This window comes from Brevibacterium sp. CCUG 69071 (assembly GCF_021023135.1).
Classification (GTDB): domain Bacteria; phylum Actinomycetota; class Actinomycetes; order Actinomycetales; family Brevibacteriaceae; genus Brevibacterium.
Map to the genome: position 1 here is coordinate 75,607 of NZ_PGFV01000009.1, position 19,643 is coordinate 95,249.

Consider the following 19,643-nt stretch of genomic DNA (forward strand, 5'->3'; position numbering starts at 1 on the left):
AGGCAGCGAACCAGTCGGTCTCCGGTGCGGACGGCGAGGCTTCAGCGTCCGTGCCACTCCATCGGGGTCTTCGAGAGAAAGGACTCGACGGCGGCCGCGAAGTCCTCGCTGCCGTAGACGGAAGCGATGACATCCGAATCGTCGACTGGATCTGAGGAATTGAGGCGGCGGAGATTCTCCTTGATCGACCACTGGGTGAGAGGGGCGCCGCCTGTGATGGTCGCTATCGTCTGTTCGGCGGCAGTATCAAGATCGTCCTCGACCGAGGTCAGGAAGCCGCTGACAAATGCTTCCTGAGCATCGACTCGTCGTGCGGTCAGCAGCATGGATGCGACGCGTGGTTCGCCGAAGACGCGCACAAGTCTGCGCAGAGTGCTCGCGGACAGTGTGTTGCCGAGCGTCTTGGCGATCGGGACCGAGAACGATGCCTTGGGCGAGCCGACGCGGACGTCCGCACAGGCGGCGATTCCTAGGCCGCCGCCGACGCAATGTCCGTCAATGACAGCGATGACGGGCTTGCCGACAGCAGCGAGAACGCTGAGCACCTCGTCGATTCGCTTCTCATAGGCTACTCCGTCCTCGCCGGAGAAACCTCTGAACTGGGCGATGTCCGTGCCGGCGACGAAAGCGCGCCCGCCGGCCCCTCGGAGGACGAGCGCTCGGAGGGTCGGATCCTCGTCTGCCCTTGCCGCTGCCTCGGCGAGGGCCTGGTACATCTCCCAGGTCATCGCGTTCCGGGCCTCGGGCCGGTTGAAGGTGACGTGGAGTGCGGAATCGCGCACCTCGGTGATTACGTCGGTTGTCGTCATCGCTGGGCCTCCGCTTTCTGTGCTGTTCCGACCGGTGGTGTGAGTTCGTCGAGAATCTTGTCCGTATCGGCACCCAGGGAGGGTCCGGCGGTGCCGTGGGTGAGCTGTGACCGTGAGAATCGCATCGGATTGCCCAATTGTCTGACTGATCCGAGTGTGGGGTGCTGTGAGTCCCAGAAGTAGTTGCGGGCGTTGAGGTGGTCGTCGTTGAATACCTGCTCGAAGTCGTTGATGGGAGCCGCTGGTACTCCGACTCTGTTCATCTCCTCGAGAATTTCCTCGACCTCTCGTTCGGCGAACTGCTCCTCGATGATTGCGATGAGCGCCTCTCGGTTCTCTAGTCGTTTCGCCGGTTCGGAGAACAGTTCGTTCTCCTCGAGGAAGGCGAGCTCGAATGCCGAGCAGAATCGCAGCCAGGTCGCCTGGGTGTTCGCTCCGATGGTCACATAGCCGTCCTTGGCCGACACGGCTTGGTAAGGAGCCTGCGCCTGATGGGCCGAACCGTTTGGGCGACCAACTGTGCCTGCGCCGTAGTAGCTGCCCGCTTCCCACACTGCCAAGGAGACTGCCGACTCGAAGAGCGAGACGTCGAGATGCTGGCCCTGGCCAGAGGCTCTCCGTTCGTAGAGTGCGGACACGATACCGAGGGCCATATAGAGAGCGGTCGTGAGGTCGCAGATCGGGACTCCGACCTTGACGGGAGGTTGATCGGGGAAGCCTGTGATGCTCATAAGCCCTGACCGCGCCTGTGCCATGATGTCGAGACCGGCCAGCGGTGCAAGAGGACCGTCCTGCCCCCAGCCGGATGCTGAGGCGTAGACAAGCCCGGGGTGGTCGTCCTTGAGATCGTCGTATCCGAACCCCATCTTCTTCAGCGACCCAGGTCTCAGATTCTCCACGAGGACGTCCGCGTTCTCTAGAAGCGCCTTGAACGAGTTGCGCCCGTCTTCGGATTTGAGGTCGAGCACGATTGATTCTTTGTTCCGATTGAGCCGCAAGAATGGGCTGGACTCGCCGTCGATGTGGGGACCGGATGCTCGAGTTGAGTCACCGGTGCCGGGGGTCTCGATCTTGATCACACGTGCCCCCATATCTGCGAGCTGCATCGTCGCGAACGGTCCGGCAATGAAGACCCCGACTTCGAGGACCGTGATCCCTGAGAGGGGGCCAGGGGAAGTCGTTGGGGAGGGTTCCGCATCTTTGGTCGTCTGGGTCATGGTATCCACCTCACTGTGTTGCATATCACTGTCGATTGTCTACAATAGGCTATCAGGAAGCGAGTTGCACGTCACCGGGGAGGCGCTCGCACGAGAACGGAGTGGCATCGAGATGACGACACCATCACTGGCGAGGGACTCGCTCATCGACAGTCCAAGTTTGGCGGAGCTCGCCGCGGTGAAGATCAGTGAACTGGTCTTCCGCGGGGAGATCGGACCTGACGATCGCGTGGTGGAGGAACATCTCTGCAGCCGCCTCGGTGTCTCCCGGGCACCGGTGCGCGAGGGTCTGCGAATTCTCGAAGGCTCTGGACTCGTCGTCCGTCGTCCACGGGCCGGTGTGCGAGTTGCCAGCCTCAGTCAGAACGACGTCTTCGAGATCCTCACGTTCAGGGAGGGGCTCGAGCAGATGGCCGTCACCCATCTCTACCGGTTCACCGACGACATTGCCGATGTGGACGCGACAGAGCTGGACGCTGCGCTCGTCAGGCTCGCCGATGAGTTCGAGAACGGCGACGACGAGTTCGGTCGTATCCAAGCCAGCTACGCCTTCCACACCGAGCTGGTCAGACTCTGCGGCAACTCCCGGATCGTCTCCAGCTATCGCCAGATCACAATGCAGGTCAAACTCTGCATGTCATTGAATCTCCGTCGTCTCAACACCGTCGAGACTCCAAGCGAAAACGTGGCCAGGCACCGGGACCTGCGCGCCGCCGTTCTATCCGGCGATGTCAACCGAGCGCTTGACGCTATCAGCGGTCACGGGCATGACACCTTCGCCAGAGAATTCTTGGACACCCTTCCCGGAGGTACCGAACGATCCGCGCAGTGGCTCGACGCTCGAGACTGAGCCTGAGCACAGAACATCAGCACCAGGCGCGAACCCGCCCCGCGGTTCGGATTCAACGAAGAATCAGGAGTTCCCAACAATGGCCGACTGGCTGACAGTACTGCACACCCTCATCACGGTCGCCGGAGTCATCGTGTTGATTCTGGCGCTGAAGATCAACCCGCTCTTCGCGCTGCTGATCGGCGCCGGGTACCTGGGATTGGTGACCGGGCAGGGCTTCGGCCCGACGACGGAGATCATCGCCACAGGCTTCGGCAGCATCATGGCCGAGATTGGGCTGCTCATCGTCTTCGGCGTTCTGCTCGGCAAACTGTTGGCGAAGCTCGGCGCGATCGAGGGCCTGGTCGCCGCGTTGATGGCTGTTTCGGGTAAGAGGTTCGCGCCCTATGCACTCGGCGTGACGAGCGGAACCGTCCTGCAGTCGATCTTCTCTGACGTGATCTTCGTAATCACGGCCCCAGTCGGACGATCGGTCGCCGCTCGAATCGGTCGAGCGGGAACAGGAATCATCTCTGCAGCGATGTGCGCAGGCATTCTGTTCGGTCTGACCATGATGATCCCCAGCGTCGGATCGCTTGCTCTGAGCTCGCTGCTCGAGATCCCGATTCCGCGCTTCCTGGCATTCGGCATCATCACAGCGGTCCTCGGCATCATCATCACGATCGCCATCATGAAGACGCTGTTCCTTCGCTTCGGATTCTGGGACGCTGCGACCGATGAGGAAACCTACACCGGACCGGTCGACGATTCCGCGCCCGAGGAGGACGCGCCTCGGCGCCTTCCTCTGTGGCTGACGATCAGCCCGGTGTTCCTTGCGCTCGTGCTCATCGCTTCCGAGTCGATCCTGACAAATCTATCGATCGACATTCCGATCATGGACTTCTTCGGTGCCCCGACCATCGCCATGTTCTGCGCGACTTTCATGGCCTATGTTCTACTTCTCGTGCACAGGGACCACGAATGCGTGACGACGACCCTCAAGTCGGGATTCGCAGCGAGCGGAGAGATCTTGGCCCTCACCGGTCTGGGCGGATCCCTGGCCGAGATGGTGAAGTCCATCGGGCTGGGAGACATCTTGGGAGGCATGTTCGAAGCGGATGCTGCGTCCCCGATCCTCTTGGCCTGGGTTCTTGCGGTGGTTCTGCACACCGCGATCGGATCCGTGTCGGTCGCCTCGATCACGGCCGCAGGATTCCTCGCTCCCGTCGCAGCCTCGACCGGAGTCGACCCAGTGCTCATCGCCCTTGCAGCCGCCTCGGGGTCCCTGTTCCTGATGACCGTGCACAGCAACTTCTTCTGGATGGTCAAGACGATGCTCGGTCAGACGACCAAGGGCGCCGTGAAATCTGTCAGTGTGACGACCAGCGTCGGAAGCGTCGTCGGCCTCGGGCTTGTCTATGTGTGGTCGATATTTCTCTGAGGGATCATTGCTTCAGAGCCAGAATCGCGAACCCTCGCGTATTTCAGTTCTCTCCCATTGTCTAGGATGTCAGGTAGCCGCTAACAACCCGATTGTGAGGAAACAATGTTCGGAAGTCAGCGTAAGAATTCGTCACCGGCGGTCAGCGCCCTCATCGACATCGTGGGCAGTAAGCATGTGCTCACCTCGGCTCGCGCCACCGAACCCTATGCCAAGGGCAACCGCTTCGGCGGCGGGAATGTACTCGCGGTGCTGCGGCCGGGCAGCCTCGTCGACATGTGGCGCTCCCTTCAAGTCTGCGTCGATCACGACCTCATCGTCATCACCCAGTCCGCGAACACCGGACTGACCGGTGGCTCCGGACCCGGCGACCAGGACTACGACCGTGAGATCGTCATCATCTCCACCCTGCGCATCGACGACATCCACCTCATCAACGACGCCCGCGAAGCGATCTGCCTGGCCGGGTCGACGCTCTACGAACTCGAAGACGCCCTTGCCGCCTACGACCGCGAACCGCACTCGGTCATCGGCTCGTCCTCGATCGGGGCCTCGGTCGTCGGCGGCATCGCAAACAACTCCGGCGGCAGTCAGATCCGCAAAGGCCCCGCATTCACCGAATACGCGATCTTTGCCCGGGTCAACGAGTCAGGCCACGTCGAACTCGTCAACCACCTCGGCGTCGAACTCGGCAAGGATCCCGCGCACATCCTCGACAGACTCCAACGCGGCGACTGGAACCCCGCCGACGTCACCCCGCCGCCCGAGGACACCTTCGACACCGAATACAGCGACCACGTGCGCGAGATCGCCGATTCGCCCGCCCGCTACAACGCGAACCCGAAATTCCTCCACGGAGCCTCCGGCTCGGCCGGCAAACTGATGGTCTTCGCCGTCCGCGTCCGCACCTTCCCCAAACAGAAGGACCCGACCACCTTCTACATCGGCACCAACGAACCCGGGACTCTCGAAGACCTGCGCCGCGCCATCCTCGCCTCCGACCGGCCGTTGCCGATTTCGGGGGAGTACATGGGCAGGCCCTCATTCGACCTCGCCGAGGAGTACGGCAAGGACACGTTCGTCTCCGTCAAGCACGCCGGCAGCCGCCAGCAGGTCCAACTGTTCGCCTTGAAGAACTGGGCGAACGGAGTGTTCGCGAAGCTGCCGTTCTTCGGCCCGACCGTCGCCGATACGATCGCGCAGAAGGCCTTCGGTCTGCTTCCCGATCAGCTGCCCACGCGGATGCTCGACTACCGCGACCGGTACGAACACCACCTGCTGCTCGTAGTCAGCGGTGACGACAAGGCTGACACCGAAGAGTTCCTCGAGTCCTTCTTCGCCGAGGCGGCCCAGGATGGTGACTTCTTCATCTGCACTCCCGATGAGGCCCAGTCCGCGATGCTCCATCGCTTCGGCGCCGCGAGTGCCGCGACCCGGTACTTCAACCTCAATCGTGAGGACTCCTCGGGCATGATCACCTTCGACGTGGCACTGCGCCGCGACGACGACGACTGGCTCGAGGTGCTGCCGGAGGAGATCGCCGACCAGCTGCACATCAGCTCCTATTACGGCCACTTCTTCTGTCACGTCTTCCACCAGGACCATGTGGCGAAGAAGGGCGTCGACCCGGTGGAGCTGAAGAAGCAGATGACGGAGTTGCTCGAGGCCCGGGGAGCTGCGGTCCCGGCCGAGCATAATTACGGTCGCCTCTACCGGATCCCGCCGGAGATGGAAGCCCACTTCAAGGAACTCGACCCCTGCAACGTCTTCAACCCCGGCGTCGGAGAGACGTCCCCACATAAGAACTGGGCCTGAGCGGCGCTCGCTCGCGCCTTTCGCACGCTTCTCCTGCAGCGAGTGACATAACCACCCGGTGCTTCGGGTGGTTATGTCACTCTCGCGAGGTTGTAGTTGGGAAGGCGTCGCTCACGAGGTTGTAGGTGGGGCTGCGGCGCTCATGCGGTTGTAGCTGAGCTCGCGGCGCTCACGCGCTGTTCGCGTGGCTGCCGAAGTGTCAGTCCTCGTCCTCGATCTCGGCTGCCCGGGCCGCCTCGGCGCGTGCCTGCTTGATCTTGCGAAAGCGTGAGATCGTCATCAAGGTGATTGCCACGATGAATCCGACGGCCGCGCCGAACACAATGGAGTACGTGCCGGTCGAGACGCCGAGCGTCGTGCTTGCTCCCATGCCGGCATCGATGAGCGGGTATCCCCGGCTCATGTGGAAGACGATTGCGCCGACCCAAACGATGGCGAAGACGGCGCCGACGATGTTGCCGATGACCAGGCGCCTCGGCGAGACGCGAGCCATGGCCATCGAGAAATCGACATTCTCACGATTGCAGTATGACGAAATGGCAATGCTGGTTACGAGAGAACCGATGATGATGAGCGCGCTCCAGATTCCGGCGCCGAGGATCGCGAAGAGCAACCCGAGTGCGAAGAACACATACGTCGAGACGACGGCACCGAATGTGTAGGCACGCAGGATCACGTCCCGTTCGCGTTCATCGCCCATAGAGGGGTCGTTGAAACCGGCGATCCGGTTGGCGAGTTCGTTGGTGGGTTTCTTCTTGTCGCTCATGGTTTTCATGATGGTTCCTCCTGAAGCGAGAAGATCTCTTCGACGGTAGTCTCGAGGGATTGGGCGATGCGCAGTGCGAGATAGACGCTGGGGGCGTAGTCGCCGCGCTCGGTGGCGATGATCGTCTGTCGCGAAACGCCTGTGGACTGGGCCAGCTGGGCCTGAGTGAGGCCCGCTGCCTTGCGAACCTGTTTGAGGTTCGAGGTGCGAACTTCCATGCCACTCCTGATGTCAATGAATCTTTACATTATGAGTAAAACATTCTTGACATTTGATGTCAAACATTCTTGACACATGGTTGCACTACGCACCAAGAGTGACACTTCCTACCGGTGCAACTGTAGGGAGCGTCACTCTTGCGATGATTAAGCGGACAGGGCCGTTTTCGCGCCTCGGGAACCGGGCCGGCGATCAGCGAAGCGCCCGCCGCCGGACGCGACCGCGCGCCCCCACCCCTCGCTGTCTACTCCTCGCCGTCCACCCGCACGCGGCGGGGGTCCTTGGCCAGGCGCACCTCGTGGCTCGAGCGGGTCGGGTTGAGCAACTTGAGCAGAGACAGCGCCAGCACCGCACCGATGAGCGCGCAGCCGGCGGGCAGCAGCATCGCGGTCTTCGCGTTCGCCGCATCGATGATGTTGCCGGCGATCGCCGAGCCGAAGGCGACGCCGAAGCCCAGTGATGTTCCCAGCCAGGCGAAGGCCTCCGTGAGGCGCCTGGGCGGTGCCAGCTGTTCGATGACCGAGTTCGCCCCGATGAGGCTCGGGGCGATCGTGAACCCGACGAGGAAGAGGATGATCCCGTAGGAGAGCATGCTCTGCGCCAGAAGCATGGAGCACGCGCCGATCGCCAGCAGCGAGACGCTGAATCCGAACCGATGATGCGTCGCCGAAGTCCAGTTCCGTGAACCGTAGAGTGCCCCAGAGATCAGCGAGCCCAAGGCGAAGGCGCTGAGCAGGATGCCGGCCAGCGGCTTCAGCCCTAACTCGTCGGAGAAGGCCACGGCGATGACGTCGATGGCTCCGAAGTTCACGCCGAGGAACACGTTGACGAGGATGATCGTGAAGATGCCGGGGTTGGAGAACACGTGCCCGCGGGCCTCGGTGGTGCGCTCGACCGGCGGAGGTTCGGTCGATTTCTGGATGTAGAGCAGCGTCGATCCGACCGCGGTGGAAAGCATCGAGAGGATGATGCCGGCCGGCGGCCACACGGCCGTGGCCATGACCGTGGCGAGCACCGGCCCGGAGACGAAGAGGAGCTCATCGGCCACAGATTCCCAGGAGAACGCGGTCTGCAGCTGCTTGGGTGAACCCACTACGTGCGACCAGCGCGAACGCACCAGCGAACCGACGGAGCCGACGGTGGCTCCGGCGATGCCGGCGAAGACGAAGACGAACCCGGTCCACCAGTCGAGGTAGACGGAGAGGATGAGCAGGAGCAGCCCGGCCAGGTGGATGATGACGATGGGCACCATGACCCGTGCCTGGCCGTAGCGGTCGACGAAGCGCGCGATCCCGGGGCCCGCAATCGCTTGGACGATCATGAAGACGGCGGCGACGATGCCGGCCAGACCATAGGAGCCGCTGACGCCTTGAATGAAGAGGACGATTCCCAGGCCCAGCACTGCAATGGGCATACGTGCAACAAGACCGGCCAAGGAGAACTTGAGAGCACCGGGAAGCGAAAGGATTTCCCGATAGTTCTTGAACACCAGCAAAGTCTACCCACGGCGCCGCGTGACCACCAGGAGAACTCAGCGTGATCACTGGTGAATCGGGTCACCACGTCCGAAACTCTGTGATGCCCGGTACAATAGCCGAGATTGCTCACTGAACTGACGGCGCGAAGCGCCGAATCGACTGAAACCTCGGAGCGCCGATGACGGACAACACTACTTTCGATGATCTCTTCGATCGCCAGAACGACGAACCGCAGCGACCTCGACGCAAGAAGAAACGCGTCTGGCGCAAGGTCCTCGTGGCGATCCTGATCATCGTCATCCTCGCCGTGCTCGGCATCGGCCTCTACGTGTGGAACGTGGGCCGCTCGTTCGACAACAACGCGAACAAGCTCTCCGATGAACAGGTCTTCGGTTCCCAGAAAGCCGACCGCAATGATGAGGGCGGAACGAACATTCTGCTGCTCGGCTCCGATGAGCCGATGGATCAGGTCGACGTCAACGACTCCCGCGGACTGCGCTCGGACACGATCATGGTCATGCACCTGCCCGAGTCCGGGTCGAACGTGCAGGTCATGTCGATCCCTCGTGACAGCTGGGTCGATATCGAAGGCCACGGCAAGGCCAAGATCAATGCCGCCCTGTCCTACGGCGGACTGCCGCTGGCCGTGTCCACGGTCTCGGACTTCATCGGCACCGACCTCGACCACGTGGCGATCATCGATTTCGAGGGCTTCAAAGCGCTGACAGACAGCCTCGGCGGAGTACGTGTGGACTCGGAGCAGGAATTCGAGAAGAATGGGCACACCTTCAGCAAAGGCGAGAACATCCTCAACGGCGATGAGGCGCTGACCTTCGTGCGCGAACGCAAGCAGTTCAAGGACGGCGACTTCCAGCGTGCTCGCAATCAGCAGGCTTTCATCAAGGGCCTGACCAGTGAGATCATCTCAGCGGACACGCTGTCGAATCCGAAGAAGATCCAGGACATGGTCAAGAACTTCGCTCCCTACATGTATGTCGACTCCGGCCTCGACGCGCAGTACATCTCGGCCACCGCGTTCGGGATGCGCGACGTCCGCCCCGGCGACATCGAGTTCTTCACCGCACCAACGGCAGGCGTCGGCACATCAAGTGACGGTCAGTCGATTGTCAACGTTGATGAGGACGAGTTGGAGAAGGTCCGCGACGCGTACAAGAACGACACCCTTGCCGACTACGTCCAGAATGCCCCGGAGGCGCACCTGTAAACGCTCCGTCACGCTGACTGCAGCCCCGCACCGGTTCCGACTGGTGAGGGGCTGCAGCGTTTCGGGGCTGAGCACGACGAGCCACAGTGTCAGTGACAGCTGCAGGAAGTGCCATTGCCGCGGTCCAGGCCTCTGCGAAGAGTTCTCTGGCGCGCTTGTGCGAATGGTGGTGCTCGAGTTGTCAATCCCTCCCCCTCTGCGCTGTCACCGAGGAGGCGATGACACGCTCGGTGCCGACCAGTCTTGTCCTCGTGGTTGAAGTCGGGACAACGACGGCTGGAAGGAGGCTGGAAGCGTGTAACAGCCGGGTGGCGAGTATTCGGCAGTTCCGCGGCGGGTATGCATACAGGCTCTGACTGCACCCACGACAGAACAACAGGCCCTGCTCGTCGACCACCACGAACGCTGCCGCATGCGTCTCAGCTCAGCGTTGGTGTTCTGGCGTGGACGAAACTTGAATGCACCGTTTTCGTCAGTACAGTAATACCCCATCGTGACCGGGAACTCCGATCTGTCCGATGGGGAAGTGGCAGGGTCCTTACTCCGACAGCTGTTTCTACTCCAGCACCCCGTCGACCAGGGTCCGCGCATCGTGCTGCACGGCGCGCAGGTGGTCCTCGTCGCGCAGGGACTCGGCGTAGATCTTGTACACGTCTTCCGTGCCCGAGGGGCGCACGGCGAACCAGGCGTTGTCCGTCGTGACCTTGAGTCCGCCGATGGGAGCGTTGTTCCCAGGCGCCGAGGTGAGCACCGAGTTCACGGCTTCACCGGCGATGGTCTTCGCGCTCACCTGGGAGGCGTCAAGGGCTCCCAGGCGAGCCTTCTGCTCCCGGGTGGCCGGAGCGTCCTGGCGAGCGTAGGCGCTGGTGCCGAAGTTCGCTGCCAGCCCGGCATAGCGCTGGGAGGGAGTCTGTTCGGTCTTCGCGGTCATCTCCGCGGCCAGGAGCGAGAGGATGATGCCGTCCTTGTCCGTCGACCACACCTTGCCGCCTCGGCGCAGGAAGGAGGCTCCGGCGGATTCCTCACCGCCGAAGGCCAAGGTGGAGTCGAGGAGACCGTGGACGAACCATTTGAAGCCGACGGGAACCTCCGTGAGGCTGCGCCCGTGGGCGTCGACGATGCGATCGACGATCGACGAGGTGACCAGGGTCTTGCCGATGCCGGCTCCGGTCGGCCAGTCGGGGCGGTTGTCGAGAAGGTAGTCGATCGCCGTGGCCAGGTAGTGGTTGGGGTTCATCAGCCCGGCGTCGGGGGTGACGATGCCGTGCCGGTCCGCGTCGGCGTCATTGCCGGTGGCGATGTCGAAGTCGCCGCGGGAGGCGATGAGCCCGGCCATGGCGTAGGGGGAGGAACAGTCCATGCGGATGTTCTCATCCCAGTCCAGAGTCATGAACGACCACGTGGGGTCGATGTCGGGATGGACGACGGTGAGATTGAGGTCGTAGTCCTCGGCGATCGCCGCCCAATAGTCGACACTGGCCCCGCCGAGGGGGTCGGCACCGATCCTGATGCCCGAGCCCCGGATGACGTCGAGGTCGATGACCGATTCGAGGTCGGCGACATAGTTGTCGACATAGTCGAAGTTCTTGGTGTTCTCGAGATGGAAGGCCCGCTGGAACGGGGTGCGGGGGATCTTCTCCCACCCGGCGGCCAGGTAGGAGTTGGCGCGCTCGGCGATCCAGTTCGTCGTCTCCGACCCGGCCGGTCCGCCGTGAGGCGGGTTGTATTTGATGCCGCCGTCGGAAGGCGGGTTGTGGCTGGGGGTGACGACGATGCCGTCGGCCTGCGCGTCGGTGCGGGACTTGCCGGCGTTGAACCCGAGGATCGCATGCGAGATGGCCGGTGTGGGGGTGAACCCGTCGCGTTCATCGATGAGGGCGGGCACCGAGGCGGCGGCGAGCACCTCGAGGACGGTGAGGAACGCCGGTTCGCTCAACGCATGAGTATCCCGACCGAGGAAGATGGGCCCGTGGATTCCCTTGTCCTTGCGAAAGTCGACGATCGCTGCGGTGATCGCGGCGATGTGGGCCTCGTTGAAGGAACGGTTGAAGCTCGAACCACGGTGTCCCGAAGTCCCGAAACTCACGGCCTGAGAGGGCACCGAGGGATCAGGGACAAGGTCGTGATAGGAGTCGAGCAGTGCGGGGATGTCAACGAGATCCCGATCCTGGGCCAGCTGGCCGGCGCGAGTAGTCATGGTCCTACCTTGCCAAAGTCCGGCGGCTGCACACAGTCACGGGCCATGAGTTCTTGCATCGTGGACTCAGCGGCCGGACTGAGGCGACCCAGATGGCAGGCAGTGCGGACTCCGAGGCGCGAGCTCCCCGATGATCTCGCTGGTCGCGCCCTTTCCTATGGCCGCGTGCCATCGCAGCGTGGGAGGACTTTTGAGCCCTTCGGATGCCGAGATGTCTGCCGATCACGGCTCTATCGGTGAATGCTCGTTCGACACAACCGCTGTCTGACTCACCTTTGCCCCCTGCGGACTGCTCTAACTTAGCGCGAGTTTCTGCTGCAGCTGCTGCGGTACCGCCGACGACACTGAGGGTCGGTTTCTCCCCGTCGCGACCGAACGCCTCAAAGCAGAACACCCTGCGCTCGTCCTGGTCCTAAGGCCGAGCTATCCGGCTTAATGGGAGTTCTTGAAGGTGCATAGATACCGCGCCTCCCTTGGGCGCCGGGAACGCCAGCGGAACTGTCGTCAGAATCGGCGCGAATGTGCGTACGCCGTAGTCTAAGTCAACGACCTCAGAGGTGCCATCCGTCGAAGCGCTGCGTTCCAGCGATATCGATGTGCCTAAACCGCTCGGCCGTGATGAGTGCGGTCGGCAGATTCAAGAGTTCGTGCCTGGAGCTCCAGCATTGACCATCTTCCGCCGCCGGCCCCGTGCTCGTTGCTTGGAGTTGCTCGCGCGCTTATTGGCGGCGGTATATGTTCCTGTCTGTGTGCGCTCTCACTGCGGTTGAGGTTCCCGAGGCTGCGGCATAGTCGAAAATCTTCATTGAACCTCTACTGATTCCCGCGCATGTTCGCGCATCTCGACGTAACTCTGGGCCGGCGATTCGGGGTCGTCGGGATGCTGGTCTATCGCGTGATTGAGATCGCGCAGAAATCGGGTGACAACGCCGCGCTCCTTGGGGGTCATGGAGTCAGCGACATTGAGCATACGGGCATGCATGTCTACCAAGGTGTGGCGTACATCCTCACTGGCTAACGCCGTCGGTTTCACCGCTATTGAGCGTCGATCATCCGGGTGGGGGGCGCGCTCGGCATAGCCGTCTTTGATCAGGCGATCGACGAGAGCGCTGGCCGAGGCGGGCTGGATGGAGAGACTTTGCGCCAACTCACGCTGACGAATCACACGCCCTTGAGCCTGAGCCGAGAGCAGGAGACGCAACGCTAAGAGGTCCTTCTCGCCCATCCCCATGTCCTGCCTGACCTTGGAGCGCATCCTGGCGTTGGACTCGCGATAGCGCCGCAGCTCATTGAGCAGCTCGATTGAGTCAGCAGACTCGACTCCCCGTTCGGAATACCAGTAACCACTGGTTGCCGAAGATCCGTGTAAGGACATTTCGCCAGTTCCTTTCGAACCATCCGTGATACTGTTAGCCTAGCTAACTGTTAGATTATCGATTGTATCAAAATATCAAGGGGCGGGTATCATCATGGCGGCAGATTCGACGGTTGAGACTACCAAGGCCGAACCATGTGCCGACCCGCTCAAGCGCCTCATGTGGGATCTCTCCGCGACCGGTGCCTGCACGTACGCGGAGCATGCGGCAGCTGAGATCGATGGCATTGTTCGCGCGACGTTCTCCTTCTTCGGGGTTGCCGCTGAGTCGGTTCTCGACGTGCATGTGACCCTGACCGAGGGGTCGGACTACGTCGCTCTCATCGGACGTGTCACCGATGAGATCATCCCGCGCCTCGAGGTCAGCGCGGGAGTAGTGGCCTCAGAGAAGCGCATCGAATTCTCGGTGGCCCCCGAAGAATTGACTTCGATTGGCAGCGCATCCCGCTCCACTCAGTCCCTCGAGGGCCTCCAGGGCGATGGGGCGGTGGCCGCAGCCTGACATATGCGAAAACAGAAGGCGAGTCGTTAAACGACTCGCCTTCTTTCGCGCCCACACCTAACAAGCTGTGTTCAATCGAGATTGCTTTCGGACTCGAATGTCACCGCCACCGGCGGCGGTGTTGAGTTTGCCGAACCCTGACACGTCGCGGCCGAAGAAGTCCTCGCCCGCGAGTTGGTGGCGCAACTCGTCGAATGTCTGAGCTGCGCCACCCCGCCCGTGCAACGCAATTATCGTTGCCTGGACTCCGCCGCGTTCCGCTAACTCAGCGCTGCCGGGGGGTGCGGTTTTCCGCGCTAACGAACCATGCCTGCTGCTCGAGTTTATCGATGACCTCGTGCAAGATGTCAGCGGTAGTTGGGTCCGCTTCGTCGACTTCGTCGTGGACGTCTCGCATGGTTCCGACGGTCGCCTCGATTGCTTTGGTCACCAAGTTGACTGCGTCGCTGGTGAGGATCTCTCCCTGCGGGAACTCTGGAAGCGAGTTCTGCTCTGCGATCACCGAGGGTCGACCGTCCGGGGTCGCATGGAGGGCGCGCATCCGCTCGGCCACATCATCGGACGTTTCGCGAGCAATGCTCACGATTTCGTCGAGATTGAGGTGGAGGTCGCGGAAGTTGGGTCCGACGATATTCCAGTGAGCCTGCTTGCCAACCAACTGAAGTGCCAGCAGATCGACGAGCACTGACTGCATGTTCTTCGCCAGTGCGTCAGAGGCGAGAAACCCTTTCTCGGCGTTCTCGGTCTTGGTGAGTTCTGATCCTGCGGGATCGGGAACGGTGACTGTGTTCGACATGACCTCTCCTGAATATTAGATGATCTAACCGTTAGATAGACTACCTGTATTTCTGTATAGGGCAAACATAAGCCCGGATTCAACGCCCGGCAAGGAGACATCCCTGTGCCCTGGCGACCCGAGTGGCCTGGAGTGTCGATGAGTTGCCCTTGAAGCCATTGAACTGTTTGGAGCCTGGCGGGAGCCGGCTTACTTACCTGAGTCCGCCATCGACGTTGCCTGTCTCTAGTGGTCGCCAGGCAAGTGCCCGAGAGGGTCCCGCGATGATGGGGGCACTGTGGCGTCAGGGTCCTTCAGCGATCGGCTGATCGCCTCACGGATGCCGCAAGGTTTAAAGTTGCTATCCCTATTGATCAGGTCACTTGTCCATCGCGCGTCGGTAGCGACCATGTTCTGCTGGAGACTTTCGACGAGTGCTTCAGCTATGGCCGTGTCGACACTGGTGATCCGGGCGACAAGCTTCGCCACGACTGGTTCGGGTAACGATGGGAGGTGCAGCTGGTCGCGGTGAATGCCCGCGACTTCAGCGAAGAGCTCGAGAAGGTCGGGGTAGCTGAAACGCTGACCGCCGCCGACGTCGTAATGGCCAGTGGGAATTCTCGCGGTTAAGGCTCCCTCGATTGCCATAGTCACGTCTTCAACTGAGATCGGTTCGACTTGGTGGTCCATCCAGTACGGAACAATTGTGATGGGAAGCCGTCGGGTCAGGCCGGCCATCATATCAAAGCTTGCTGACCCTGCGCCGAGGAGCATCGCGGCACGCAGAGTGATCACCGTGGGTGTTGCTTGTGCGAGTATTTCTTCGACCTCGAGGCGGGAGATCAGATGCTCGGAGAGAGCCTCTCGTTTTACTTGAGGGACGATGCCAGAGAGGTAGACAAGGCGTTCGACGTTGCTGGTCGGCAATGCTGAAACGAGGTTCCGGGCCGCCTTCCTATCGGTTTCCCGGAAGTTCATGCCGTCCATTCCATGGACCAGGTAGATGACGGCCTCGATGTCTGGCTGGAGAGCTTTCATGATTGAGGTTTCGTCGAGAACGTCAATCTCGGCACGTTCGACTGAATCGGACCAGTAGAAACGATCAAGCTTCGCTGGTCGCCTCGCCCCGGCGATGACCTGGTGTTCGGCTTTGAGGAGTGTGGGGATGAGTCGGGAGGCGACGTAGCCAGTTGATCCGATGACGAGTACTCGCATGTGACCTCACTTCAGTTAGTCAGGCATTGCTCGGCGGGGTTCTCGAAGTGTACTCCTGTCTGCGCGAAGCGCGTTCTAATGATCAACGTTTTCGTTGCTTGGCTGTGTCACACTCGGAGTCATGGTCCCAGGCACTGTCAATGAGCTCTCTAAGCATGATCGTCTGATTCTCGACATCGAGAAGACATCGCCCTCGCATATCGAGCGCGAGTCATTATGCGAGCGTATCGGTCTGCCAATCGGGCGGTATTCCGGTGTACTCGAGGGTCTTGCGGATACGGACGCGGCCTACAGCTACGCTCCCAGTGTCGTGGAGCGAGTTCGGCGTCTTCGTTCTGAACGTTTCGCCTTCGAGCGTCGGCAGAGACGGTGGCAGCGTTTGCTTCACTGATTGTTGGGCTCGTTGACGGGGCTATTCGATCCTGGCTCTTTTTGTGACGGGAAGGCCCGGGCTCTGCGGTAGAAAGTGGCCCTCGACATTCCCCGGTCCCGGGCGACCGCCCAGGTTGAGTTCCTCGCCCTTGCCGGAATCAGCCTGGCCGCGGCGCTGCCGGCGTCACGGTTGCCCAATTGCCGTCCCGACGAGGAGATCCCCGACCCGGAGAAGCAGCCGGCAGGCTGAGCAGCACGAATCTATTTCACCCAGGGTTCCTCGCCGCTCTCGGAGACAATGGGTTTGCCGTTGTCCAGGTGCCATGAGCCCATTCCGCCGGCGATATTGAAGGCGTCGAAGCCATTGTCGTTCAGCCAGGCTACGGCCCGGTTCGAGCGGCCGCCGGTGCGGCAGATGACGTACATGTTGTCATCGAGGGGCAGGTCATCGAGTCGTGTCGGCAGATCGCCGAGGGGGACGTGGATCGCGCCCTCGATATGACCGGCCTCCCACTCATCGTCTTCGCGGACGTCGACGATGGCGGCACCGTCGGGGATTTCGCTGACTGAAACTGCATCTTCGTCCATGACATCAGTGTAGACACGAGTGGGGGCGACCACACCACCGCTGGGCCACGAATGCCGAAGTCAGGTGGTGCCTGAATGTTGCCTGGCAATAGCCATCGTGTTTACGCTGTAAGCGATTCGCCCGGCACGCGGATGCAAGAATGACCACAACGTCCACGCTACTCCTGGGAGGGATTGCTGATGAGCAATAACAATGACAGAGATACAACGGGTGAGTCGCGAGGCGAATCCGTCGCACGCGACGCCGCCGCGACGTTGGATAAGGCAACGGAGAAGATCGGCGGCACCTCTGATGTCGACTCGGGTGTGAAGGTCGGTTACACCGAGAAGAATGTTGAGGCCCGTGCCAAGGCGGCAGCGCAGAGTCAGGGTGCAACGCTTTACCGAAACTCCGACGGGTCCCATACGGCCGTTGACGAATCGGCGGCGGTGGTGGGCAGTGCGGATCCCGATCTGGCCACTGAAGGAACAGTGAAATCACGAGGAAGGGACACAATGTCAGCAAACAACGACTTGGATCAGCAGGATGTCATCAGAATTCTTGATGGCAGCGGCTACGTAATGCTGACGACAGCGTTGGACGATGGGAAGCTGCTGGCTCACCCAATGGTCCCGCAGCAGGTCACCGACGATGCCGATATCTGGTTCATCATCGGGTTGCAGGGGGACCAGGCCTCGGCCCTCAAGCACAATCCGAACGTGAATGTGACCGTCTCGGAGGCGGGAAACTGGCTATCCGTGGCCGGTCGGGTCGAATTCGTCGATGATCAGGCCAAAATCGATGAACTCTGGAGCGACTCGGTGGCCGCTTGGTTCGACGGTGGTCGCAATGACCCCGACGTCGGCCTCATCAAGGTCACGGGAGACTCGGCTCAGCACTGGGGACTCAAAGGCGGCAAGGTCGCAGGGTTGGCTCAGATCGTCAAGGCCAAGGTCACCGGACAGCGCACCGGCGGTGGGAGCTCCACGACCGAACTCTGAGGGATGACGCTCTGAAAAGAGACACCTCGATCTCCGGGGCGGTTCGGTGAGGTCACCCGGGCCGTCCCGGTTCGTCGTCTCCGTTATTTTCGGCAGCATGGCGGGTCGAACAGGCTATTCTGACCATATGTGAGCCCGCAGTCGGGCTCCCCGGCGTCGAGCAAAGTTGCCCGACACTGCACCCATTGCCCGGCACTGCACCCGGAAGGAACTGCCGTGTCATTCCAGGCCTACCTCGACATTATCGAAGACAAGACCGGACTCACCCCGCGCGAGTTCGTCGACATCGCCAAGGACCGCGGCTACGACGACTCGGTCAAGGCCGGGGTCATCCTCGACTGGCTTCAGAACGACTACGGGCTCGGGCGCGGCCACGGCATGGCGCTCGTTCACGTCATCAAAATGGGCCCGCAGATCGACGCCAAACACGTCGGGACCGGCGGAACCCACAGCGACGAGTCGGACATGCTGTGGCTCGATGGCAAGGCGAGCAGGCCCGCCTGACGGCTCTGACCCCAGCCAGCCCAGGCACCCGCCTGACCGCCCGGAACCTCACCTGGGCCGAGGTGACCCGGCACTCACCCCACCCCGACTAGCATGGGGACCATGGCTAAGCAGATCGTCATCATCGGTGGGGGACTGGCCGGGACCACCGCGGCCAGGCAGCTGAGCGAGCGCGGGCAGGCGGTGACCGTCATCGACCCGAACGCGGGCAAGACCTGCGAGCGTCCGCCGCTGTCCAAACACCTCTTCGACGACTCCCGCTTTCACCTGCCCTACCACCTGGAGAACCGCGACCTCATCACGTTCGTCCGTGACACGGCCACGGAGATCACCCTCGCCGAGGCGGTGGCAGGGGAGGGCGTGCGCGGCACAGTCCACCTCAACTCGGGTGGCGCCCTCGACTTCACCCACGCCATCCTCGCCACCGGGATGGAAGCCAACCGGCCCGAGATCCCCGCATACCCGGATGCGCTGCCGGTCTACAACCTCGGCGAGGCCGAATGGGTCCGCACCCAGGTCGCCAACGCCACTCGCACCCTCGACGTCGGGGTGCTGGGCTCGGGATACCTCGGGATGGAGGTCGCCGCCTCGGCGGTGGCAGCCGGACACCGCGCCACGGTCTATCTGCGCGGCGACGAACCCCTGCGAAAACAGCTCTCGGCGCCCGTGCGGCAGGCACTGTTCGACAAACACCGGGCCGCGGGTGTGGACTTCGTCACCCACACGGCCAGCCCCGACGACATCCCGGCAGGAGTTCACGATCTGTTCATCACCAGCGTCGGCGCCCGCCCGATCACCCTCCCCATCGACGGCGACAGGCCAGGGAAGGCATGGGACGTCGATGAGAAATTGGCGACAGACCATCGAGGTATCTGGGCCGCCGGCGACTGTGCGCGCATCACTGCCGGCCCTGCCGCACTCGTCCGTCCCTGGGCCTGCGAACCCGTGGCCGAATCCCACGGCAGACACCTCGCCGAGGTGATCCTGGCCGAGACCGACGACACCGCGGACCCAGCGGCGCTGAACTGGAACGATGTGCCCTGGCACTGGAGTTTCCAAGGTCCGGAGAAGGTGTTCACCGCAGGCCTGACCAGCCCCGATGCCACCGACACGATCATCAGGCACGACCCGAGCGGGGCGAAGTTCCAGGTCTTCCACTTCGACGGCACAACCCTGGACTCGAGGCTCATCGGGGTCGAAACGCTGAACTGGCCGCCCATGCAGGCTGCCGCCAGACGGATACTCGGGGGTCACTGGATTCCCACCCGAGCCCAGCTCGAGGACCCGGATTTCGACCTCAAGGCTCACAGCCGACTGTGAGAAACCGATAGTCTC

20 protein-coding genes are annotated in these 19,643 nt (G+C 62.0%); 10 read left to right on the top strand and 10 right to left on the bottom strand.

Annotated elements, in window-relative coordinates; genetic code table 11:
* Positions 1 to 41 precede the first annotated feature (41 nt).
* Positions 42 to 809, bottom strand: a complete 768-nt coding sequence (locus tag CV023_RS17780; RefSeq protein WP_230748404.1) for an enoyl-CoA hydratase — start codon at positions 807 to 809, stop codon at positions 42 to 44.
* A complete protein-coding gene (locus CV023_RS17785; protein WP_330166668.1) occupies positions 806 to 2,050 on the bottom strand; it encodes a CaiB/BaiF CoA transferase family protein in 1,245 nt (414 codons plus the stop codon). The genes CV023_RS17780 and CV023_RS17785 overlap by 4 nt, the downstream gene beginning before the upstream one ends.
* Between CV023_RS17785 and CV023_RS17790 the strand changes: the two genes are divergently transcribed.
* From CV023_RS17790 to dld, 3 genes are all read left to right on the top strand, one after another.
* Positions 1,935 to 2,876: a GntR family transcriptional regulator gene (locus tag CV023_RS17790; protein ID WP_230748406.1), complete on the top strand. Its 942-nt coding sequence runs from the start codon at positions 1,935 to 1,937 to the stop codon at positions 2,874 to 2,876. The two genes, CV023_RS17785 and CV023_RS17790, sit on opposite strands and share 116 nt — an antisense overlap.
* Before the next feature lie 79 nt (positions 2,877 to 2,955).
* On the top strand, positions 2,956 to 4,296 hold the full coding sequence (locus CV023_RS17795) for a GntP family permease (protein ID WP_230748407.1): 1,341 nt from the start codon (positions 2,956 to 2,958) through the stop codon (positions 4,294 to 4,296).
* Between the two features lie 105 nt (positions 4,297 to 4,401).
* A complete protein-coding gene (dld, locus tag CV023_RS17800) occupies positions 4,402 to 6,111 on the top strand; it encodes a D-lactate dehydrogenase (RefSeq protein WP_230748408.1) in 1,710 nt (569 codons plus the stop codon).
* Between the two features lie 199 nt (positions 6,112 to 6,310).
* Here the strand turns inward: dld and CV023_RS17805 are convergent, their stop codons facing one another.
* From CV023_RS17805 to CV023_RS17815, 3 genes are all read right to left on the bottom strand, one after another.
* Positions 6,311 to 6,877: a hypothetical protein gene (locus CV023_RS17805; protein ID WP_230748409.1), complete on the bottom strand. Its 567-nt coding sequence runs from the start codon at positions 6,875 to 6,877 to the stop codon at positions 6,311 to 6,313.
* Between the two features lie 5 nt (positions 6,878 to 6,882).
* Positions 6,883 to 7,095: a helix-turn-helix transcriptional regulator gene (locus CV023_RS17810; protein WP_230748410.1), complete on the bottom strand. Its 213-nt coding sequence runs from the start codon at positions 7,093 to 7,095 to the stop codon at positions 6,883 to 6,885.
* Positions 7,096 to 7,340: 245 nt separating this feature from the next.
* Positions 7,341 to 8,585, bottom strand: a complete 1,245-nt coding sequence (locus CV023_RS17815) for an MFS transporter (protein ID WP_230748411.1) — start codon at positions 8,583 to 8,585, stop codon at positions 7,341 to 7,343.
* A 167-nt stretch (positions 8,586 to 8,752) separates the two neighbouring features.
* Between CV023_RS17815 and CV023_RS17820 the strand changes: the two genes are divergently transcribed.
* A complete protein-coding gene (locus CV023_RS17820; RefSeq protein WP_230748412.1) occupies positions 8,753 to 9,799 on the top strand; it encodes an LCP family protein in 1,047 nt (348 codons plus the stop codon).
* Between the two features lie 556 nt (positions 9,800 to 10,355).
* On the opposite strand, the gene pgm is transcribed toward CV023_RS17820, so the two are convergent.
* Positions 10,356 to 11,996, bottom strand: coding sequence for a phosphoglucomutase (alpha-D-glucose-1,6-bisphosphate-dependent) (pgm, locus tag CV023_RS17825; protein WP_230748413.1), 1,641 nt, complete (start codon positions 11,994 to 11,996; stop codon positions 10,356 to 10,358).
* Positions 11,997 to 12,798: 802 nt separating this feature from the next.
* Positions 12,799 to 13,371, bottom strand: a complete 573-nt coding sequence (locus tag CV023_RS17830; RefSeq protein ID WP_230748414.1) for a MarR family winged helix-turn-helix transcriptional regulator — start codon at positions 13,369 to 13,371, stop codon at positions 12,799 to 12,801.
* A 94-nt stretch (positions 13,372 to 13,465) separates the two neighbouring features.
* Between CV023_RS17830 and CV023_RS17835 the strand changes: the two genes are divergently transcribed.
* Positions 13,466 to 13,873, top strand: coding sequence for a hypothetical protein (locus CV023_RS17835; protein WP_230748415.1), 408 nt, complete (start codon positions 13,466 to 13,468; stop codon positions 13,871 to 13,873).
* A 265-nt stretch (positions 13,874 to 14,138) separates the two neighbouring features.
* Here CV023_RS17835 and CV023_RS17840 read toward each other — a convergent pair whose 3' ends face one another.
* Entirely contained in the window at positions 14,139 to 14,669 is a 531-nt protein-coding gene (locus tag CV023_RS17840) for a Dps family protein (protein WP_230748416.1), read from the bottom strand.
* Positions 14,670 to 14,894: 225 nt separating this feature from the next.
* Positions 14,895 to 15,863 (bottom strand): NAD(P)H-binding protein, encoded by a 969-nt coding sequence (locus CV023_RS17845; RefSeq protein WP_230748417.1) that lies wholly within the window; start codon positions 15,861 to 15,863, stop codon positions 14,895 to 14,897.
* A gap of 121 nt (positions 15,864 to 15,984) precedes the next feature.
* Between CV023_RS17845 and CV023_RS17850 the strand changes: the two genes are divergently transcribed.
* Both CV023_RS17850 and CV023_RS17855 read left to right on the top strand, forming a co-directional pair.
* On the top strand, positions 15,985 to 16,254 hold the full coding sequence (locus CV023_RS17850) for a DUF3263 domain-containing protein (protein WP_230748418.1): 270 nt from the start codon (positions 15,985 to 15,987) through the stop codon (positions 16,252 to 16,254).
* Positions 16,255 to 16,329: 75 nt separating this feature from the next.
* Positions 16,330 to 16,485, top strand: a complete 156-nt coding sequence (locus CV023_RS17855; protein ID WP_230748419.1) for a hypothetical protein — start codon at positions 16,330 to 16,332, stop codon at positions 16,483 to 16,485.
* Between the two features lie 11 nt (positions 16,486 to 16,496).
* Here the strand turns inward: CV023_RS17855 and CV023_RS17860 are convergent, their stop codons facing one another.
* Positions 16,497 to 16,823 carry a rhodanese-like domain-containing protein gene (locus CV023_RS17860; protein WP_230748420.1) on the bottom strand — a complete coding sequence of 109 codons (327 nt, stop codon included), beginning with the start codon at positions 16,821 to 16,823 and terminating at the stop codon, positions 16,497 to 16,499.
* Between the two features lie 495 nt (positions 16,824 to 17,318).
* Here CV023_RS17860 and CV023_RS17865 point away from each other — a divergent pair, with 495 nt between their 5' ends.
* The 3 genes from CV023_RS17865 (at position 17,319) to CV023_RS17875 (ending at position 19,628) form a co-directional block, all read left to right on the top strand.
* Entirely contained in the window at positions 17,319 to 17,804 is a 486-nt protein-coding gene (locus CV023_RS17865; protein ID WP_230748421.1) for a pyridoxamine 5'-phosphate oxidase family protein, read from the top strand.
* Positions 17,805 to 18,020: 216 nt separating this feature from the next.
* Positions 18,021 to 18,308: a DUF4287 domain-containing protein gene (locus tag CV023_RS17870; protein WP_230748422.1), complete on the top strand. Its 288-nt coding sequence runs from the start codon at positions 18,021 to 18,023 to the stop codon at positions 18,306 to 18,308.
* Positions 18,309 to 18,410: 102 nt separating this feature from the next.
* Positions 18,411 to 19,628, top strand: a complete 1,218-nt coding sequence (locus tag CV023_RS17875) for an FAD-dependent oxidoreductase (RefSeq protein WP_230748423.1) — start codon at positions 18,411 to 18,413, stop codon at positions 19,626 to 19,628.
* The last annotated feature ends 15 nt before the right edge of the window (positions 19,629 to 19,643 follow it).

Bases quoted from the DNA above. Each gene is read 5' to 3' on its own strand.
- CV023_RS17780 (WP_230748404.1), bottom strand. From the start codon at position 809: ATGACGACAACCGACGTAATCACCGAGGTGCGCGATTCCGCACTCCAC.
- CV023_RS17790 (WP_230748406.1), top strand. From the start codon at position 1,935: ATGAAGACCCCGACTTCGAGGACCGTGATCCCTGAGAGGGGGCCAGGG.
- CV023_RS17785 (WP_330166668.1), bottom strand. From the start codon at position 2,050: ATGCAACACAGTGAGGTGGATACCATGACCCAGACGACCAAAGATGCG.
- CV023_RS17795 (WP_230748407.1), top strand. From the start codon at position 2,956: ATGGCCGACTGGCTGACAGTACTGCACACCCTCATCACGGTCGCCGGA.
- dld (WP_230748408.1), top strand. From the start codon at position 4,402: ATGTTCGGAAGTCAGCGTAAGAATTCGTCACCGGCGGTCAGCGCCCTC.
- CV023_RS17805 (WP_230748409.1), bottom strand. From the start codon at position 6,877: ATGAGCGACAAGAAGAAACCCACCAACGAACTCGCCAACCGGATCGCC.
- CV023_RS17810 (WP_230748410.1), bottom strand. From the start codon at position 7,095: ATGGAAGTTCGCACCTCGAACCTCAAACAGGTTCGCAAGGCAGCGGGC.
- CV023_RS17820 (WP_230748412.1), top strand. From the start codon at position 8,753: ATGACGGACAACACTACTTTCGATGATCTCTTCGATCGCCAGAACGAC.
- pgm (WP_230748413.1), bottom strand. From the start codon at position 11,996: ATGACTACTCGCGCCGGCCAGCTGGCCCAGGATCGGGATCTCGTTGAC.
- CV023_RS17830 (WP_230748414.1), bottom strand. From the start codon at position 13,371: ATGTCCTTACACGGATCTTCGGCAACCAGTGGTTACTGGTATTCCGAA.
- CV023_RS17835 (WP_230748415.1), top strand. From the start codon at position 13,466: ATGGCGGCAGATTCGACGGTTGAGACTACCAAGGCCGAACCATGTGCC.
- CV023_RS17840 (WP_230748416.1), bottom strand. From the start codon at position 14,669: ATGTCGAACACAGTCACCGTTCCCGATCCCGCAGGATCAGAACTCACC.
- CV023_RS17845 (WP_230748417.1), bottom strand. From the start codon at position 15,863: ATGCGAGTACTCGTCATCGGATCAACTGGCTACGTCGCCTCCCGACTC.
- CV023_RS17850 (WP_230748418.1), top strand. From the start codon at position 15,985: ATGGTCCCAGGCACTGTCAATGAGCTCTCTAAGCATGATCGTCTGATT.
- CV023_RS17860 (WP_230748420.1), bottom strand. From the start codon at position 16,823: ATGGACGAAGATGCAGTTTCAGTCAGCGAAATCCCCGACGGTGCCGCC.
- CV023_RS17865 (WP_230748421.1), top strand. From the start codon at position 17,319: ATGTCAGCAAACAACGACTTGGATCAGCAGGATGTCATCAGAATTCTT.
- CV023_RS17875 (WP_230748423.1), top strand. From the start codon at position 18,411: ATGGCTAAGCAGATCGTCATCATCGGTGGGGGACTGGCCGGGACCACC.